Source organism: Burkholderia sp. Bp9099, assembly GCF_003857805.1.
Lineage (GTDB): Bacteria > Pseudomonadota > Gammaproteobacteria > Burkholderiales > Burkholderiaceae > Burkholderia.
Genome location: NZ_QTPU01000033.1, coordinates 25,411 through 42,614 on the forward strand (window position 1 = coordinate 25,411; position 17,204 = coordinate 42,614).

Sequence of the window (17,204 nt, forward strand, 5' to 3'; positions counted from 1 at the left end):
CCAAAAAGGTCCGCCTCCGTAAACCCTTGTCTAGCAACCAGTTGCGCCGCTTTCTTCATGTTGTTTCACGCAAATTGGACGTGATTGATGGGTAAAATGGGGGCGCATGGATCTCGGGGGTGCTATTGGGATCAAGCGATGGAAAACGAGGCAAAATCGTATCAATAAAGACGTATTGTGTAGTGGTAAATACGTTTCGCTCTGAGAAGGCGATCGGCATGCTGTCGACCTGCGACGTCGCGCCGAACAGACCGACGGGGATTCAAGAGATGCGACTCCCCTCTTCATCGCCAGTTGTCACGTGACAACGCGCTGCCCCGGCGGTGCCGGATTGCGAATCTGCGGGTGGCGGGAGAAATCGAAGCGGGCGCCTGGCCGATGTTGAATTTACGGAGCGCCCCAAGACTGCGTCGAGCTAATACTGATTCTGTAGACGGCCTCGGATGACCGTCTCCGATGGACTCGGCCAATGTCTATCGCAGCGCATACGAAAACGGGGATCTGCAGAATCTGCGTCAAGAAGGTAAAGCACATTGCCAACATCGGGCCGGCCGTGTCTATCTCGGATAGCGCCGGAGGTCAGATTTCCGGCCTCACAGATCATCGTCACCGACCATCAACAACGCGTTCGCTACCAAGCCCCGTATCGCGACGAAAATTCACCGCCGCGACGTTTCCGCCCAGAAACCGTCGCGGTCATCGAACCTACTTCGTCGCTTGCGATGCGCACGGTTGCCACCGGCGTGTCTTCGTTGCGGGAGTCTTTGCCGGTTCATCGACCGATCGCCACCAGCGCTCGCCGCGATGCGGCTTATTCAGATCGAGTCGCTCGCCCATCCTGGGCGTTGACAGCTCGACCCCACGCACCATGGCCAGCGCGGTGACGCGCTCGAACGGTTCTTGCCAACGGTGCATCGCGAGATCGAACGTGCCATTGTGAATCGGCATCAGCGTGCGACCGCGCAGGTCGATGTGCGCCTGCACGGTTTCTTCCGGCTGCATGTGCACGTACGGCCATTGCGGGTCGTATGCCCCGGTCTCGATCAGCGTCACGTCGAAGGGCCCAAGACGTTCGCCGATTGTCCGGAAACCGTCGAAATAGCCGGTGTCGCCGCTGAAGAATACGCGCAGATCGTCGTCGACGACGACCCACGACGCCCACAGCGTGCTGTTGCCGTCAAACAGGCTGCGCCCGGAGAAGTGCTGCGCCGGTGTCGCGATCAGCGTCAGGCCGTCGACGTCGATGCTCTGCCACCAGTCGAGCTGGCGTACCTTCTGCGAGTCGATACCCCATTCGATCAGGCGGTCGCCGACGCCCAATGTCGTGACGAACACGCCAGTGGTGGCCGCAAGCGCGAGCACCGTGTCACGGTCGAGGTGATCGTAGTGATCGTGAGACAGGATCACGCCGCGCAACGGCGGGAGGTCTTCGAGCGCAATCGGCGGCGCATGGAAGCGCTTGGGGCCGACGCGCCGGAACGGCGATGCACGTTCGGCAAATACGGGATCGGTCAGCCAGAACTCACCGCGCAGTTTCAACAGTAGCGTGGAATGCCCCAGCCGATACAGGCTGCGGTCGGGGGCCGCGTCGAGTTGTTCGCGGGTCAGTGAATCGATGGGCAATGCGCCTGTCGGAACCGTGTTGCGCGGCTTGTTGACCAGCATGTTCCATGCGATACCGAGCGTCTTGCCGAAGCCTTCGACCGGTCGCGGTGCGACGTTGCTGAAGCGTTCGCCGTTGTGCTGCGGCGACTCGCCGGACAGCGTGCGGCCACGCCTGGCGGCGGCGAAACCCAGTACGCGATGAAGAAAAACGAGAGGCGAAGCCATGTCGATTCGTCCGGAAATGAAAGTACACCGAGCAGTGTAGTTTATCCCTGGGAAAAGTAAACTCAGCGGTGTAAAATTTTTGTATGGATACGAGCACTTTTCCCCAGCGCCTGACCGACCGAAAGCGTGCGGCAATACTCGCCGCGGCGATCGAGGAATTTCTCGCGGCCGGCTATGACGCAACCAGTATGGACCGCATTGCCGCGCGCGCCGACGTGTCGAAGCGCACCGTCTACAACCACTTCCCGGGCAAGGAAGCATTGTTCGCGGCGATCCTGCATCAGCTGTGGGACGCGACGCTCACCGCCGGCGCGCCGGCCTACTGCGCCGACGTGCCGCTGCGCGATCAACTGCTCGCGCTGCTGGGCCGCAAATTGCGGTTGCTGAACGACGAAGCGTTTCTCGCACTCGCACGCGTCGCGATCGGTGCGGCCATCCACTCGCCGGAACGCGCGCGCGACATGGTCGAACGCATGGGCGAGCGCGAAGAAGACGTGACGGTCTGGATTCGTGCGGCGGCAGCGGCCGGCCGGCTGACGGTGACCGATCCGGTATTCGCCGCGCATCAGCTGCACGGAATCGTGAAAGCGTTCGCGTTCTGGCCGCAGGTGACGATGGGCCAGCCGCCGCTCGGGGTGCGGGAGCAGAAGAAGGTCGCGGAAACGGCTACCGACATGTTTCTTGCGTACTACGCGCGTGCGGACCACGCTGGTGCGAGTACCGGGCAGGACTGACCGCGCGTCGTGCGAAGCGCGCAGTGGAACAGGCGCGTCGATATACTCGATGTGCGCTGCGTCTGCCACCTTGAAGAATGTGCCATTCGACAACGGACGAACGCAGTCCCGGGCACACACGTCGACGTAGCCCGTTTGAGCCGTACCGACGTGTGCGGCGGACGCATTTGAAACCGAACGCGAGCGAACCCCGATGAAGACGCTGTTGATCGTCTATCACACGATGACCGGAGGCACGCAGCAGATGGCCGAGGCGGCCGCGGATGCCGCGCGCCAGCAACCGGGCGTCGACGTCAGGTTGCAGCGTGCGGATGCGACGAGCGCGGATGACGTGCTCGCCGCCGACGCCTACCTCTTCGCGACGCCGGAAAATCTCGCCGCGATGTCCGGGCTGATGAAGGATTTCTTCGATCGCTGCTACTACGCGGCACTCGATCGCGTGAACGGCCGTCCGTATGCGGCGATGATCTGCGCAGGCAGCGACGGACAGAACGCGCTGCGCCAGATCGACCGGATCGCGACCGGATGGCGGCTCAGGAATGTGGCGCCGGGCCTGATCGTCTGCACCCATGCGCAGACGCCGGAGCGCATCCTCGCGCGGAAGACGATCGGCAGCGAGGATCTCGCGCGCTGCGCGGAGATCGGCGCGGGTCTCGCCGCAGGGCTTGCGCTCGGCGTGTTCTGATTGGCGACGATCAAGCCGGCCGACGCGGAGCCGCAACTGCGCGCAACGACCGGAGCGCGACGCCTCGTGTGCCGCGTTCGATGGCCGCGAGTACTGGCGACACGCACGATTTGCGGGACACCGCTCCTGCGAACCGCATTGCCGTTCGCGGCAGCGACACCCAGCGACACCAATAGCTTGTCGATGCCCTGGTCAGCCTTTGCCGATACTGGCGGCCGATGATGTTCGGTCCCAGGCTTTTCACGTGAAGCGCACTGAAGCGAGAAAGTGCAGAAAGCGACACTACGTAACGCGTGTGTCGATACCTGTCGAAAACGCCGCCATAATGCGCATCACGACTGCGCGGACGCCTTGCCTGCTACCCGGATCTGTCAAATCCGAACCGGTGAGTCAACCGACTGCCGCGCGTACCGGTATACTTCCACTCCTGCCTTTGTCCGGCATCGTGGCCGGGTGCCTGAAACAGTGGTGGTGGCGATGCGGCCCCGCAATGATCCGCATCGGTGGTAGACGAGCCGCAGGCGATGCGGCGAACGCCGATGTGCGGAATGGCCGCACGAACCACACCTTATATTCCTGGTGGATTGAATTTATGGGTTTTGAACAACTTGCCGAATTGCGGGCGCAGCTCGCAGCCAAGGCCAAGCAGGAGCGCAACGCGAAGCGACCGGCTACGCAACCGGACGCAGGCGCGAAGCCGAAGTCCGGCGACCGGCCCGCTCGTGGGGCCAAATCGGGTGCCGGGGCCAAAGCGCCGTCCGGCGCGAAGCCCGCGTCGGCGAAGCCGTCGACGCCGGTCGATCCGGTCATCGTCGCGATCGGCAAACTGCAGCGCCGGTTCCCGCGCGCGTTCCCGAAGAATCCGGCTCCCAAGGTGCCGCTGAAAGTCGGTATCTGGGACGATCTCGCCCGCGAGGCGCAAGCCGTCGGCCTGAGCGAAGCCGAACTGCGCGAGGCGATGTCCACGTGGTGCCGCGGCAATCGTTACTGGTCGTGTCTCGTCGAAGACGCGGTGCGGGTCGATCTGCAAGGTAACGAAGCCGGACGCGTGACGCATGACGATGCGGCGCGTGCGCGCCGGCTGAAGTCGCGTCGTCCGGGCAACAAGGGCGGCGCACAAGCAGCGAAGGGCGCACCGCAGCAGCCGAAGGCGGATGCACCGGCCGACGCGGATGCACCGGCCGTCGCGGATGCACCGGCCGTCGCGGATGCACCGGCCGTCGCGGAAGCACCGGCCGTCGCAGCACCGCAGGCCGAGCAGCAAACGGCCGCGAGCGAGTAACACGCGATGCGTCGCCGCGCGATATGCGCGGTGACGGCCGGCCTTCACCACGCATATCGCGCATCACATGACAGACCGACCTGTCCTTGCCCGGGCAGGTCGGGACTGCCTCCGCTGGCCGCACAGCCAGTCAGTCTCACCCGATCAGCATCGAACTGCCAATCGAACCGACGACGAAAGCACGTCGGCGGACGCCGCTTGTGCAACGTGTCGCTCACGTCGGGCGCGCGCGGCGACCAGGCATCGGGGAGCGTCGGCGCGCATCATGACTGCACGGTGCCGTCCCATCCGGCGAACGTTTCGCAGGCGGGCGTCCCGCGCGACTGCGTAGCCACGCTTGCGCGCAGATGGTCGACGCGTGCGCCATCGAGTGAGTGACCAACGCACATCCGTTTGCGTTCAATCACAATAATTCGTGTTCCTAATGTAATCGGATGTAATCGGATCGGAGATGAAACCCGGATTCGCACCCGCGCGAAGATGTCTCAGGTGAACAGTTGTCAGGCGCGAAGTGCGGCCGTATTCGAGAGACGGACGTGGAGATGTCCGGACGCGTCGCCACGGCCGCCCGCTCGTCAGTTGGCGACCCGTAACACAAGCGCGATAATCTCCCCGGCACGAATCGTCGGGCCGGCCAGCATTGCCGACCGCGCATGACGCGACAGGTACCTGAAAGTCTGCGCCGTTCGCCCGACATTCCCCGACACTGAAAGGCACCGGCAAACCGCAAGCGCCACCGCATCGCACGCAACCGGCCGATTCCATACTTCCAACGCCCAACGCCCAACGCCAAGACCGCATCATGAACCCGAGACATTCCGCGATTCTCGTCGCGCTCACCGCCGCCGCGCTGTTCGGCGCCGCGACGCCGCTCGCCAAGGCACTGATCGGCGCGATGTCGCCGTTCATGGTCGCGGGCCTGTTCTATCTCGGCAGCGGGATCGGCCTGGGCGTCGGGATCCTGCTGCGCGGGTTGCGCCACCGCCGCGCGCCTGCCGAGGACGCAGCGCCGCTGCAGCGCGCGGACCTGCCGTGGCTCGCCGGCGCGGTCGCGGCCGGCGGCGTCGCGGGTCCGGCGCTGCTGATGCTGGGGCTGTCGAGCACGCCGGCCGCAACGAGTGCGCTGCTGCTCAATCTCGAAGGCGTGCTGACGGCGGTCATCGCGTGGGTCGTGTTTCGCGAGAACGTGGATCTCCAGGTGTTTCTCGGCATGGTCGCGATCGTCGCCGGCGGCACGCTGCTGTCGTGGGTGCCGGGGCGCGCGGGCGTGCCGGTCGGCGCGCTGCTGATTGCCGGCGCATGCCTGTGCTGGGCGATCGACAACAACCTGACCCGCAAGGTCGCCGCGAACGATGCGATGGTCATCGCGTGCGTGAAAGGCCTGGTCGCCGGGCCCGTGAACATCGGCATCGCGCTCGCGACGGGTGCGTCGCTGCCCGCCGTTCCGGCCGCGGCCGCCGCGATGCTGACCGGCCTCGGCGGCTACGGGATCAGTCTCGTGTTGTTCGTCGTCGCGCTGCGCCATCTCGGCAGTGCACGCACGGGCGCGTATTTTTCGGTGGCGCCGCTGTTCGGCGTCGTGCTGTCGTTGCTCATCTGGCCTGCGCTGCCGTCGGTCACGTTCTGGCTCGCGGCCGCGCTGATGGCGCTCGGCATCTGGCTGCACGTGCGCGAACGGCACGAACACGAGCACGCGCATGAGCGGCTCGAACATACGCACCGGCATCGGCACGACGAACATCATCAGCACGCGCACGACTTTCCGTACGACGGCGATGAACCGCATACGCATCCGCACGTGCATCTGCCGATCACGCACAGTCACGCGCATTTCCCGGACATTCACCACCGCCATCGACACTGATCGCGCGGCACGGGCGCACGACCCGCGCTGCATGCCACGCGCATCGCAAGGTAACCGTTTATGGGGCCGTCGTTCGGGTCCGCTGCGCGGCTTCGGCGTCGATCGATGGGCGAACCGTAGCGAGTCAGTCGTCCGTCTGAATCAACCGGATCAACGATCCGTCCGGGTCGATCAGCGCGCCGACGGTGCCGCCCCATGCCTCGCGTTTCGGCCGATGCGCGCGCGGCCTGCCGGTCGTTTGCTCGGGAATGCCGGCGGCGAGCACCTCATCGAAAAACGCACCGACGTCGGCGAGCCGGAAGCAGCAGCTGAACCAGCTCGTGGCCGGATCGAGACCGGGATGCGGAAAGAATTCCAGCAGCAGGTCGCCACGCCGCAGGATCATCCAGCCGTCGTCGCGCCAGGTTTCGACGAAGCCGAGCTTCGCGTAGAAAAGCGACGTGGCGTCGAAATCGCGCGACGGCAGATTGGGACTCGCAAAGTCGGTCAAGGCTGTTCCTCCGGTGGGCGTAGCGATCGAACGAACGCGCGGGAAAACGTGCGGACGGATGTCGCGCATGATCGGTCAATCGATGCGCACCGGCCTCCCGCGCAGGCCGCCGCCGCGACTATCGTCCCGGGGGAAAGCAGAATCCGAAATCCTCGCAGCCCGGGCATCCGGGGGCGGGCCCGGGCGGCAGGCCGAGCGATGCCGCCGCTTCCTGCGCGAGGAATTTCTTCCAGCGCAGGTTCGCGACATTGCGTGCGGCGAGCGCGGGGAAATAGCGGTCGAGCAGCGCGGATACCGCGGCGCGTCCGTCGAGGCCGAGATCGCGCCACAGGTGATCGGGGCGCAGGCACGCATGCGCGATGATGGTCGCGACGCAGTCGGCATCGTCGCGTGCGACGGCGCAATGCGCATCCTGCATCAGCCGCGCGTGCAGTGTCGCGACGAACTGCGCGTGCGCGGCCGGCAGCGGCGCGATGGTGGCCGCCGGCACGAGCGCGGCGGCATCGGCCGAACCCAGGCGCGGAAACTGGCGGGCAAGCAGGCCGCTCAGCCGCGCGGGAGACAGGCCGAGCAGCGCGAGCTCGTTGCGGCATGCGCGTGCCGCAACGAGGGTGCCGAACAGACGTGCATCCGGAGAATCGGCGTCGGCCGCCCCGGATAGCAGCGATTGCAATACGTGCTCATGCGCGTGCTCGAGCATGGACGTCATCGTGTGCGCCCGCGCGCCGGTCGTGCGTCGCACGCCGCTTGCGGGCGCGGCGCACGACGGATCGTCAGTGCGGTCGACACGGCGCTCACTCGACCCCGACGATCACGCTCGACGCCTTGAAGATGGCGGACGCGGCCTTGCCGCTCGCGAGGCCGAGACGATCGACGCTGTCGTTGGTGACGATCGCGACGATCTCGGCGCCGCCTGCCGCCTTGATCACGACTTCCGAATTGACCGCGCCTTTCGCGATCGACGACACGGTGCCCGCGACGCAGTTGCGGGCCGACACCTTGCTGCTGTCGACGTCGACCATCACGATCACCGACGATGCCTTGACGAGCGCGAACGCCTTCGTGCCGGCCGCGAGGCCCAGCGATGCGACGCTGCCATGCGTGATCACCGCGACGATGTCGAGGCCGTCCTGGGTACGCAGCGTGATTTCGTCGTTGACCGCACCGGGCTTGACGGCGCCGATCTGGCCGGCGAATTGATTACGGGCGCTGGTTCGCATGATGACTCTCCGGGAAATGGGCAGCCCGACGGGCGGCCGGCGAATGATGGAAACTGCGGACGAGTTTACCGGCAATGCAGGCGACGCGCGACGTCGGCATCGACATACCGGACATGCGAAACCGCGCACGATGGCGCGGGACGGCAGACGTGTCGTGCACGCCGGCTGCCGCCCCGCGCGCGCTTACTTTGCGGCGGCCGGCGCAGTAGCCAGCGTACCCGCTGCCGACGTCTGCTGCGCCGCAGCGGGCGCAGCATCGCCTTCCCATCCGCCGCCGAGCGCGAGGAACAGCTTGACCTGGTCGGCGGCGACCTGGCCCTCGGCCGCGGCGAGCTGCGCGCGCACGCTCGTCAGCGTGCGCGTCGCATCGAGATCGGAGATGAACGACTCGCGGCCGGCCGTATAGAGCCGGTGCGTTTCGTCAGCGGAACTGCGCGCCGATTCGTAGGCCGTGCGCAGCGCATCGGTGCGCTGCACGTCGGCAGCATAGGTCGCGAGGCTCGACTGCGTTTCGCGCAGTGCGTTCAGCACGACGCCGTCGAAATGCGCGAGCGCGCCACCGGTCGCGGCTTCGGCCTCGCGCACGCGCGCGCGCTGGCCGTTGACCGGGAACGACCAGCTGATCAGTGGTCCGAACGACCAGCGATTGGTGGTGGACGAGAACAGGTCGGCGGCGACGCCGACCGAGCCGGCCGACGCGCCGATGCTGACCGACGGATACAGCGCGGCGGTCGCGACGCCGATCCGCGCGGTCGCGGCGGCCAGCTGACGTTCGGCTTCGCGCACGTCGGGGCGGCGGCGCAGCAGCGCGGCGCCGTCGCCGATCGGAATCGGCTGGCGCAGCTTCGGCAGCCGCTCGCATTCGGCGACCGCCTTCGGCAGGTCGGCCGGCGAGCGCGCGAGCAGCGCGGCGAGCTGGTATTGCGCGATCTTGCGGCGGCCTTCGAAACGCGGGATGTCGGCCGCGAGCGTGCGCACCTGCGTGACGCCGCGCGTGACGTCGGTCTGGTTGCCGCGCCCCGCGTCGCGCAGCCGTTGCGACAGCTTCACGCGCTGCTGCTGCAGCGCGAGCGACTGCTTCGCGATCGCGAGCTCGTCGCCGGCGGAGCACGATTCGACGTATGCGCGCACGACGTCCGCGACGACCGTGATGCGCGCGAGGTCGGCGGCCGCCTGCACGGCTTCGCTGTCCGCGCGCGCAGCCTCGACGCCGCGCCGCAGCTTGCCGAACAGGTCGAGCTCGTACGACACGCTGATGCCGACCGCGCCCTCGTTCACGACCGGCAGCTTGTTTTCGAGCAGATACTGTTCGGCCGATTCCTGCGCGCGCTGCACGGCGGCTTCCGCGCGGCCGGAGAAGCCGCCCTGTTCGTTCGCGACTTCCAGCGCCGCGCGCGAACGCGCGAGGTTGGCCGCGGCGACGCGCAGGTCGGTGTTCGATTTCAGCGCGCTGCGCACGAGTTCGTCGAGCACGGGATCGTCGTACAGCTGCCACCAGTTGCCGGGCACCGCGTCGCGCGACACGAGCGTGCCGTTCGCGTCGTCGAGCGCATGGTTCGCGAGCGGCGCATTCACGTACGCCTGCTGCGGCAGCCTGTAGTCGGGGCCGACGGATTTGCACGCGCCGAGTGCGAGCGCGAGCGGCGCGAGTGCCGCCGCGAGGCGCAGGCCGTGCCGCTTCATTGCGAGGCTCCCGTCGCGCTGACGGCCGCGGGCGCGGATGCCGCGGAGGCGCCGGCGGTCGACCTGGCGCCAGCGTCGCGGCGCGTGTCGGTGCGCATCGCGACGGTCGCGGTGCGCCCTGCGATCATCCGGAAGTCGTCGGGCACCTCGTCGAGCACGACGCGCACCGGCACGCGCTGTGCGAGCCGCACCCAGCTGAATGCCGGGTTCACGTTCGGCAGCAGGTTCGCGCCCTGCGTGCGGTCGCGATCCTCGATCGCGGCGACGATGCTCTGCACGTGGCCGCGCAGCGGCCGCGGCTCGCCCATCACGACGATGTCGACCGGCTGGCCGATGTGGATGCCGCGCAGCTTGGTTTCCTCGAAGTAGCCGTCGACGCGGAACGAATTGCGGTCGACGACCGACAGCACCGCGCGGCCGGCCGGCACGTATTCGCCGACGCGCGGCGCGCGATCGTTCAGGTAGCCGTCGACGGGACTCACGATCGTCGTGCGCTGCAGGTTCAGCTTCGCGGTGTCGAGCGACACCTGCGCGTCGGCGACGGCGGCTTCGCCCTGCTCGACGCGCGTGCGGCTTTCCTCGACCTGTTCGCTGGCGACCAGGTTGCCGAGCTGCTGGTTGCGCGCATATTCGCGCTTCGCCTGGGCGAGAGTCGCGCGGCGCTGCGCGAGCGTCGCTTCGGCCAGCCGTTGCGCGAGCGCGTAGCGGGCCTGGTCGATCACGAACAGCACCTGGCCGCGCTTCACCTCCTGGTTGTCGGCGACCTGCACCGCGGTGATGAGCCCCGCCACGTCGGGTGCGACCTGGATCACGTCGGCGCGCACGTGGCCGTCGCGTGTCCACGGCGAGAACATGTAGTAGTTGATGATCCGCCACAGCACGAGGGCGGCCACGACGACGACGATCAGGGTGAGCAGGATCTGCCCTGCCGAGAGCCAGGTTTTTTTCACGGTTAGCTAGCCACGAGATGGTGAGACACGATGACGACCGCGGCAAGCACGAACACGTAGATGCCGAGGTCGAAGATCGAACGGTGCCAGACGAGGCGGTAAAAGCCGACGCGTTCGAGCAGCGCGCGCACGACGATGTTGATCAGGTAGGCGATCAGCATCAGCACGAGCGGAGCCGGCACGAATACGCCGAAGATGTCGATTTCGCCGATCATGGTCGCGGTCGGAAAGACGGGTTGGAAAGCGGGATCATGCGTGTGCTCCGTCCGGTGCGGTTTGCGGCGGCTGCGCGGATGCGGCCGGGTACAGCGACAGGCGCAGGCCGACGAGCGCGTGCAGCGTATCGCGCAGCCGGCGGTGCGTCGCGGGCGTGACCGGCGCCGCGGGCGCGCCGGGCGTCGTGCCGCCGTCCGCCGGCGCGACGGAAGTGCCGGGCAGGTTGCGCCCGGCCACGCGCTGCAGCGCGTCGTCGATCGATGCGAGCAGCGCGGGCGGTGCAGGCTGGCGTGCATTCGCGGCCGCGCAGCGCGTGTAGTGATCGTTGACGCCGGCGAGCACTCGGTCGATCGCATCGGGCACGTCGCCCGTCAGCTTGCGGCGCGAGCGGCGCAGGTCGAGCGCGTTCAGCGCGATGCGCAGGTCGCGGAAGCTCTCGATCGACGGATGGCGGTGGTCGTCCGACGCGCCGAGGCGCGGCAGCAACTGCGTGACGCGATCGAGCATGCGCGACGCATGGTTGCGCTGGTCGTCGAGCGGCTGCGTCGACGCGGAGCGCGCGACGTCCTCCCAGCCCGAGCGCAGCAGGCGCCGCACCGCGAGCTCCGCGCCGAACGGCCGCGTCGCGCGCGTCCATACGTACGCGAACAGCAGCCCGGCGACACCCGCGAGGTTGCTGTTCAGGAACACGAAGAAGTCGGCGTCGTATGCGCTCTGGATGCTGATGAAGGTGGCGGTGTTCACCGCGACGAGCATCGTCACCATGTTGAATTGCGGGCGCGGCAGCAGCGTGCCGATCAGGATGAACGGCCCCGCGAACATCAGCACGAGCATCGGGAAGTCGTGCACGTGCGGCAGCACGACGAACAGGTACAGCCCGGCGAACACGACGCTCGCGGCCGTCGACAGGAAGAACTTGAACACCAGCGGCGCCGGTTCGTCGAGCGCGGCGAAGAAGCTGCACGACACGGCCACGAGCGTGACGGCCGCGGCACCGTCGTGCCAGCCGGACGAGATCCACAGCGAGCACGCGAACACGATCGCGAGCACGACGGTCAGCGTCGAGAACAGCATCATCCCGCGATCGAAGAAGCGTTCGGTGCCGCCGAGCCGCCAGTGCCGGTAGCGCGGCTGCCAGACGCCCGACTCGTTCGCGATCAGCGCGCGCAGCGAGCGGCAGTCCTGCCAGATGTCGATGACCTGGCGCAGCCGCCACAGCGCGTTCGACAGCAGCGCGCCGTCCCAGCTCGCCAGCGCGCCGTCGGCCGGCTGCAGCGCGGCGATGCGTTCGCGCAGGTCGTCCGCGACCGGGTCGTGCGCCATGTCGCCGTCGCTGCCGGCCTTCACGGCCGGCAACGGCGCGTCGAACCACTTCGCTGCGTCGGCGAGCAGCGCGTCGAGCGCCGGCGGCCGCACGTGCAGGTCGCGCATCAGCGCGATCAGCGGATCGGCGAGCGACGACATCAGCGGCAGGAACAGCTGCATCCGGCCGGCGAGCGCCTGCGCGCGGGCGAGCACGCGCGGGTGCGCATGGTCGTAGCTCAGCTGGCTCAGCAGGAATTCGAGGCCGGTGATGGTCGCGGCGAGGCGTTGCCGGCACGCGGACAGCGCCTTGCCCGCGATATGCCCGGACAACGTCTCGCGGCCGTAGAACGCGGCGTCCTTGAACCATGCGTCGGTGCGCTCGATCAGCGTCGGCGCGAGCCGGTTCGGGAACACGGCGCTGCCGACCACGCTCGCGCACACGATGCCGAGCACGATTTCCTCGGTCCGCGCGATCGCGACGTCGAAGATCGTCGACGGATCGGTCACCGTCGGCAGCGCGACCAGCGGCATCGTGTAGCCGGCCAGCATGAACACGTAGCTACGCGCGGTGCGGTCGGAGATGGCGAGATAGAGCAGCGTGCCGCACCATGTCGCGACGATGACGCTGAACAGGAACGGCGTCTCGACGAACGGCGGCACGAACAGGATCGCGGCGGCCGCGCCGAGCGCGGTGCCGAGCGCGCGATAAAGCGCCTTCGAGCGCGTCGCGCCGACGAACGGGTTCGACACGATGTAGACGCTCGCCATCGCCCAGTAAGGGCGCGGCAGCTGGAAATACAGGCCGAGGTACAGCGCCAGCATCGACGCGGCGAACGTCTTGCCCGAGAACAGCCAGTCGCGAAGGCTCGGATAGGTCATGACGCGGAATCGGCTGGGTGGGACGCACGCGACGCCGGATGCTGCGCATCGGCCGCGTTGAACGCGTTCAGCACGCGCAGCGTGGCTTCGAGATCGGCGCGCGTGACGCCCTTGAGCACCCGGGCGCGGAGCACGCGCAGGTCTTCTTCCATCTTCGCGGTGACCGCGCGGCCGGCGGCCGTCAGCGAGATCGTCTTCGCGCGGCGGTCGTGCGGATCCTCGTCGCGGCGTGCGAGGCCGGCCGCGCACAGCTGGTCGAGCAGACGCACGAGCGACGGCCCCTCGATGCCGACGTGTTCGGCGAGCGTACCCTGGCGCACGCCTTCGCCGAGGCGGCCGGCGATCAGCAGCGGCGTCGCGCAGGCTTCGGATACGTTGTACGCGGTCAGCACGCCGTCGCTCGTGCGGCGCCACTTGCGCGCGGTGAGCACCAGCAGGCTGCTGACGGCGAGGCGGAGGTCGTGCAGATTGGTCATGGGCGAGATGATAGGAGCAAAAACATTCGATAGCAAACTATCGGTTTTGTCACCCGGGTGTCATGCCGCATGCCGGGGCGCCGACCTGCAATGCGCAATTCGGGCGTCCGGCCGAGAGCGGGTCAACCTGTAAGGTCGCAAGCGCGCGGTGCGCCGTGATGCCGCGCGGCAAGCCGATGGATCGACCGGATCGCGCCGTCTGGTCCGACCGGGAGATCGCGCCCGGCGAACGCCGGCTCGCGAGGCCGACGCGTCGCCCGGATCCCCGTCTACCGCACGTACGGCAGCAACGCGCGCAGCCAGTACGCGACCGCCACCGCGCCGCCGTCCGGCGTGCCGATCGCGCGTTCGCCGAGATAGCTCGCCCGTCCCGCACGGGGTGTCATGCCGGCCGTCTGCTGCGCGCCGCGTTGCGCGGCGTCCACGGCGGCCGCCCATGCGCTCGCGGGGTCGCGGTCATGGTCGAGTGCGTGGTCGAACGCATCGGCGGCGGGCAGCAGCGCGTCGAGCATCGTCCGGTCGCCGGCGCGTGCGCCGCCCAGTTCGGCGATTGCATCGGCTGCGCTGCGCAACGCCGCGGCCCAGTCGCGTGCCGACGGCTCGGCGGTATCGGCCGCCGCGGCGAGGCGCCGCGACGCGCGCAGCAGCGCGGTCGCGTAGAACGGTCCCGAACTGCCGGCGATCGCGCGGCGCAATGCGGCGCCGAGCGCCGCGAGCGTGCCGGCCGGCGAGCCGTGCGCGGCGTCAGGCAACGCGAGGATCGCCTGCGCGGCGCGCCGCATGCTCGCGCCGAGATCGCCGTCGCCGGCGGCCGTGTCGAGTTCCGTCAGGGTCGCCTCGTGGTCGATCAACGCCTGCGCGACCGCACGCAGCGCCGGCTGCAGCCGGGCGGCCCACGCATGACCGGCCGCATCGAGCGGCGGCAGCGGCTCGTCGTGCGCGGCGGCCGCGGCCACGCGAATCTGCGCGTTGACGGCGCCGCCGCCGGGCCATGCGCGCGCCTGCGTCGGCGCGTCGAGCAGGGCGATCCGCTCGTCGTTCAAGCGCAGCAGCGAGATCGAGCAGCCGGGCATGTCCAGCGCGGACAGGAACGTGCCGGCCCATGCGCGCGCGACGGTGATACCGCGCCGGCTCAGGTTGTCGTACGCGGCGCGCAGCACGATCGCCAGTTCCATGTCCGGGGTCGCGCCGAGACCGTTGACGAACAATGCGACGCGTTCGCCGCGATCGAGCACGAGGTCGGTGACGATACTCGACAGCAGCGTCTCGACGAGCGCGTCGGCCGGCATCGGCGCGGTGCGTTCGACGCCTTTCTCGCCATGGATGCCGAGGCCGAGCTCGATCTCGTGTTCGGCGAGGCTGAAGCCCGACTTGTCGGCGCCGGGGATCGTGCAGCCGTCGAGCGCGACGCCCATCGTGCCGAGGTCGGCGGCCGCGTCGCGTGCGATCGCCGCGACGCGGACAAGCGGCAGCCCGCGCGCGGCCGCCGCGCCCGCCAGCTTGTGGATCAGCACGGTGCCGGCGATCCCGCGCCGCTGCCCGCGCTCGACGCGGCCGCGCAGCGACACGTCGTCGGCGACGATCACCGTCTCCACCGGAATGCCGTCGGCGCGCGCGAGTTCGGCGGCCAGCCCGAAATTGAGGCGGTCGCCTGTGTAGTTCTTCACGACGAGCAACGCGCCGTTCGGGCCGGCGCTCGCGCGGATCGCGGCGAGCACGGCATCGGTCGGCGGCGACGTGAACACTTCGCCGCAAACGGCCGCGCTCAGCATCCCTTCGCCGACGTAGCCGCCGTGCGCGGGCTCGTGACCGCTGCCGCCGCCGGACAGGATCGCGACGGGGCGCCGCGACGGCTCGGGCAGCGGCTGGCGGACGAGCACCTGCTCGTCGCCGAGGATCGCGACATGCGGCGACTGCCGCGCGATGCCTTCGAGCATTTCGCGCACGACGTCGGACGGGTGGTTCACGAGCTTTTTCATGGCGACGGTTTCCTGACGATGGGGCGCAGCCCGGCGGCACGCGTGCGGTGCCGCCGGGGCTGCGTACTGTGGATGGTAGGCGGTGAATGGCAGGCGGCGCGCGCCGAATGCAATGCGCCGCGCTTAGCGTTACGTAACATCGAAGCATTCGTAGCACGAATGTAACGATACCAGCGCCGCTCATGGGCATGAAACGCATCGATCGCGATCGCGTGCAGGCGCTTGTCCGGGCCCGCGGGCGCCGGCACGGCGGCGGGAATGCCCGTGCGCTCGCACCAATGGCATGGAAAATGCTGTTTCTTCCTCCGGTCCTCAATCGAACCTTCCATCGCCCGGACCGCGAGGAGACCACCATGTATCGCACCCGCATTGTCACGTCCGCGGCGTTGCTCGCCGCCGCCGGCGTGCTGGCCGCCTGCGGCGGCAACGACGTCGCCGCGCCGTCGAGCGCCGCCGCGAGCACCAGTGGCGCAACCATCGCGGGCGACGCGCCCGGCAGCAACACGCCGGACGGAGGCTGGGGCACCAGCGGCGCCCCCGGCACGCGCGGCGTCGTGAGTACCGCCGGCGCGCTCGCGGTCGGCGTCGGCTCGACCGTCAGCGCGGCGTCGTTGCCGGTACTCGGCAACGCCGTGACGCGCAGCGCAGGCGACACGATCTCGAGCGTCAGCACGATTTCGCGCGCCGCGACCAATGCGCTCAGCGACGGGCTCGGCAGGATCGGCTCGACGTCCGATCCGGTCGGCACGACGGTTGCCGGCCTCGGCGACGTGGTCGGCGCAACGGCGAATCCGGTCGCGGGCCTCGCGCAGACCGTCCGCGCGCTCGGCTCGGGGCCGCTGGCGCCGCTCGCGCCGGTGACCACCCCCGTCGGCGCGGCGCTCGACACCGTGGCCGGCGGCCTCGGCACGGCGGGCAAGACGGTCGGCGCGACGCTGGCGTCGGGCGCCGTGCAGCAGGTCACGCAGCCGCTCAGCTCGGCCGTCACGCCGCTCGTCATCACGGCCGGCCAGGCGACGCAGCAGATCGGCGCGACCACGGGCCTCGGGCAGCCGGTGGCCGGCCTGCTCGGGCAGGTCGGCGGCGTGCTGGCGACGACAGGGGGGCGGATGGGCTCCGTTTCGTCGCAACCGGCGGTCGGGGCGGTGGGCGAAGTCGTCGGCGCGCTCGGCAATACCGTCACGAACGCAGGTGGACTCGTGAACGCCAACGGCCCGAACGGCGTCGCGCCGATTCCCGGCCTGATCGTGAGTCTCGCGGGCGCTTCCATCACCACCGTGCAGAACGGTCCGTCGAACGGCGCGCCGGGCGGTTCGAGCGCGTCCGGCCCGCTCGGCGGCTTGCTGTCGGGGGCCGGCTCGACGCCGCTCGGGTCGCTGACCGGTGCGCTCGGCAGCGCGGCCGGTGCCGGCGCGGCGAGTCCGCTTGCTCCGGTGACCAATCTCGTGTCGACGGTCACCGGTGTGGTCGATAGTGGCGCGGGCGGCGCCGGTGCCGCGGCGAATCCGCTCGCGCCCGTGACGTCGTTGCTCGGCGGTGTGACGGGCGGCGTCGGGAAATAGCGGCGTACCGCGCGGCGAGCGGCCGGACGACGCGCGGCTCGCCGCTGCG

At 68.9% G+C, this 17,204-nt stretch carries 16 protein-coding genes; 5 read left to right on the forward strand and 11 right to left on the reverse strand.

Annotated elements, in window-relative coordinates; all coding sequences use genetic code 11:
- Positions 1-705 precede the first annotated feature (705 nt).
- Positions 706-1,830: an MBL fold metallo-hydrolase gene (locus DIE17_RS30525; protein ID WP_124921507.1), complete on the reverse strand. Its 1,125-nt coding sequence runs from the start codon at positions 1,828-1,830 to the stop codon at positions 706-708.
- 83 nt (positions 1,831-1,913) lie between these two features.
- On the opposite strand from DIE17_RS30525, the gene DIE17_RS30530 reads away from it, so the two are divergent.
- The 4 genes from DIE17_RS30530 (at position 1,914) to DIE17_RS30545 (ending at position 6,395) form a co-directional block, all read left to right on the forward strand.
- Positions 1,914-2,564, forward strand: coding sequence for a TetR/AcrR family transcriptional regulator (locus DIE17_RS30530; RefSeq protein WP_124921508.1), 651 nt, complete (start codon positions 1,914-1,916; stop codon positions 2,562-2,564).
- Positions 2,565-2,757: 193 nt separating this feature from the next.
- Positions 2,758-3,249 carry a flavodoxin family protein gene (locus tag DIE17_RS30535; RefSeq protein ID WP_124921509.1) on the forward strand — a complete coding sequence of 164 codons (492 nt, stop codon included), beginning with the start codon at positions 2,758-2,760 and terminating at the stop codon, positions 3,247-3,249.
- Between the two features lie 592 nt (positions 3,250-3,841).
- Positions 3,842-4,531 (forward strand): ProQ/FinO family protein, encoded by a 690-nt coding sequence (locus DIE17_RS30540; protein WP_124921534.1) that lies wholly within the window; start codon positions 3,842-3,844, stop codon positions 4,529-4,531.
- An 802-nt stretch (positions 4,532-5,333) separates the two neighbouring features.
- Positions 5,334-6,395: a DMT family transporter gene (locus DIE17_RS30545; RefSeq protein ID WP_124921510.1), complete on the forward strand. Its 1,062-nt coding sequence runs from the start codon at positions 5,334-5,336 to the stop codon at positions 6,393-6,395.
- Between the two features lie 124 nt (positions 6,396-6,519).
- On the opposite strand, the gene DIE17_RS30550 is transcribed toward DIE17_RS30545, so the two are convergent.
- The 10 genes from DIE17_RS30550 to DIE17_RS30595 form a co-directional block, all read right to left on the reverse strand.
- Positions 6,520-6,885 (reverse strand): bleomycin resistance protein, encoded by a 366-nt coding sequence (locus DIE17_RS30550; RefSeq protein WP_124921511.1) that lies wholly within the window; start codon positions 6,883-6,885, stop codon positions 6,520-6,522.
- A 118-nt stretch (positions 6,886-7,003) separates the two neighbouring features.
- Positions 7,004-7,594 (reverse strand): nitrogen fixation protein NifQ, encoded by a 591-nt coding sequence (locus tag DIE17_RS30555; RefSeq protein ID WP_124921512.1) that lies wholly within the window; start codon positions 7,592-7,594, stop codon positions 7,004-7,006.
- 85 nt (positions 7,595-7,679) lie between these two features.
- A complete protein-coding gene (locus DIE17_RS30560) occupies positions 7,680-8,105 on the reverse strand; it encodes a molybdopterin-binding protein (protein WP_124921513.1) in 426 nt (141 codons plus the stop codon).
- A 183-nt stretch (positions 8,106-8,288) separates the two neighbouring features.
- On the reverse strand, positions 8,289-9,788 hold the full coding sequence (locus DIE17_RS30565; protein WP_124921514.1) for an efflux transporter outer membrane subunit: 1,500 nt from the start codon (positions 9,786-9,788) through the stop codon (positions 8,289-8,291).
- The gene (locus DIE17_RS30570; protein WP_124921515.1) at positions 9,785-10,738 is read right to left on the reverse strand and encodes an HlyD family secretion protein; all 954 of its coding nucleotides are present in this window, start codon (positions 10,736-10,738) and stop codon (positions 9,785-9,787) included. The genes DIE17_RS30565 and DIE17_RS30570 overlap by 4 nt, the downstream gene beginning before the upstream one ends.
- A gap of 2 nt (positions 10,739-10,740) precedes the next feature.
- Positions 10,741-10,953, reverse strand: a complete 213-nt coding sequence (locus DIE17_RS30575) for a DUF1656 domain-containing protein (protein WP_044849171.1) — start codon at positions 10,951-10,953, stop codon at positions 10,741-10,743.
- A gap of 34 nt (positions 10,954-10,987) precedes the next feature.
- On the reverse strand, positions 10,988-13,138 hold the full coding sequence (locus DIE17_RS30580; RefSeq protein WP_124921516.1) for an FUSC family protein: 2,151 nt from the start codon (positions 13,136-13,138) through the stop codon (positions 10,988-10,990).
- Positions 13,135-13,614 (reverse strand): MarR family winged helix-turn-helix transcriptional regulator, encoded by a 480-nt coding sequence (locus DIE17_RS30585; RefSeq protein ID WP_124921517.1) that lies wholly within the window; start codon positions 13,612-13,614, stop codon positions 13,135-13,137. Before DIE17_RS30585 ends, DIE17_RS30580 begins: the two co-directional genes overlap by 4 nt.
- A 269-nt stretch (positions 13,615-13,883) precedes the next feature.
- Positions 13,884-15,593, reverse strand: a complete 1,710-nt coding sequence (locus DIE17_RS30590) for a dihydroxyacetone kinase family protein (protein ID WP_124921518.1) — start codon at positions 15,591-15,593, stop codon at positions 13,884-13,886.
- Positions 15,590-15,922 carry a hypothetical protein gene (locus tag DIE17_RS30595; protein ID WP_124523100.1) on the reverse strand — a complete coding sequence of 111 codons (333 nt, stop codon included), beginning with the start codon at positions 15,920-15,922 and terminating at the stop codon, positions 15,590-15,592. Before DIE17_RS30595 ends, DIE17_RS30590 begins: the two co-directional genes overlap by 4 nt.
- Positions 15,923-15,946: 24 nt before the next feature.
- Between DIE17_RS30595 and DIE17_RS30600 the strand changes: the two genes are divergently transcribed.
- A complete protein-coding gene (locus DIE17_RS30600; protein ID WP_124523102.1) occupies positions 15,947-17,155 on the forward strand; it encodes a collagen-like triple helix repeat-containing protein in 1,209 nt (402 codons plus the stop codon).
- Positions 17,156-17,204: the final 49 nt, after the last annotated feature.

What these genes read in the sequence shown, in the direction of transcription:
- DIE17_RS30580 (WP_124921516.1), bottom strand. Translation starts at nt 13,138, where the DNA reads ATGACCTATCCGAGCCTTCGCGACTGGCTGTTCTCGGGCAAGACGTTC.
- DIE17_RS30575 (WP_044849171.1), bottom strand. Translation starts at nt 10,953, where the DNA reads ATGATCGGCGAAATCGACATCTTCGGCGTATTCGTGCCGGCTCCGCTC.
- DIE17_RS30565 (WP_124921514.1), bottom strand. Translation starts at nt 9,788, where the DNA reads ATGAAGCGGCACGGCCTGCGCCTCGCGGCGGCACTCGCGCCGCTCGCG.
- DIE17_RS30585 (WP_124921517.1), bottom strand. Translation starts at nt 13,614, where the DNA reads ATGACCAATCTGCACGACCTCCGCCTCGCCGTCAGCAGCCTGCTGGTG.
- DIE17_RS30535 (WP_124921509.1), top strand. Translation starts at nt 2,758, where the DNA reads ATGAAGACGCTGTTGATCGTCTATCACACGATGACCGGAGGCACGCAG.
- DIE17_RS30545 (WP_124921510.1), top strand. Translation starts at nt 5,334, where the DNA reads ATGAACCCGAGACATTCCGCGATTCTCGTCGCGCTCACCGCCGCCGCG.
- DIE17_RS30595 (WP_124523100.1), bottom strand. Translation starts at nt 15,922, where the DNA reads ATGGAAGGTTCGATTGAGGACCGGAGGAAGAAACAGCATTTTCCATGC.
- DIE17_RS30530 (WP_124921508.1), top strand. Translation starts at nt 1,914, where the DNA reads ATGGATACGAGCACTTTTCCCCAGCGCCTGACCGACCGAAAGCGTGCG.
- DIE17_RS30600 (WP_124523102.1), top strand. Translation starts at nt 15,947, where the DNA reads ATGTATCGCACCCGCATTGTCACGTCCGCGGCGTTGCTCGCCGCCGCC.
- DIE17_RS30590 (WP_124921518.1), bottom strand. Translation starts at nt 15,593, where the DNA reads ATGAAAAAGCTCGTGAACCACCCGTCCGACGTCGTGCGCGAAATGCTC.
- DIE17_RS30555 (WP_124921512.1), bottom strand. Translation starts at nt 7,594, where the DNA reads ATGACGTCCATGCTCGAGCACGCGCATGAGCACGTATTGCAATCGCTG.
- DIE17_RS30560 (WP_124921513.1), bottom strand. Translation starts at nt 8,105, where the DNA reads ATGCGAACCAGCGCCCGTAATCAATTCGCCGGCCAGATCGGCGCCGTC.
- DIE17_RS30525 (WP_124921507.1), bottom strand. Translation starts at nt 1,830, where the DNA reads ATGGCTTCGCCTCTCGTTTTTCTTCATCGCGTACTGGGTTTCGCCGCC.
- DIE17_RS30540 (WP_124921534.1), top strand. Translation starts at nt 3,842, where the DNA reads ATGGGTTTTGAACAACTTGCCGAATTGCGGGCGCAGCTCGCAGCCAAG.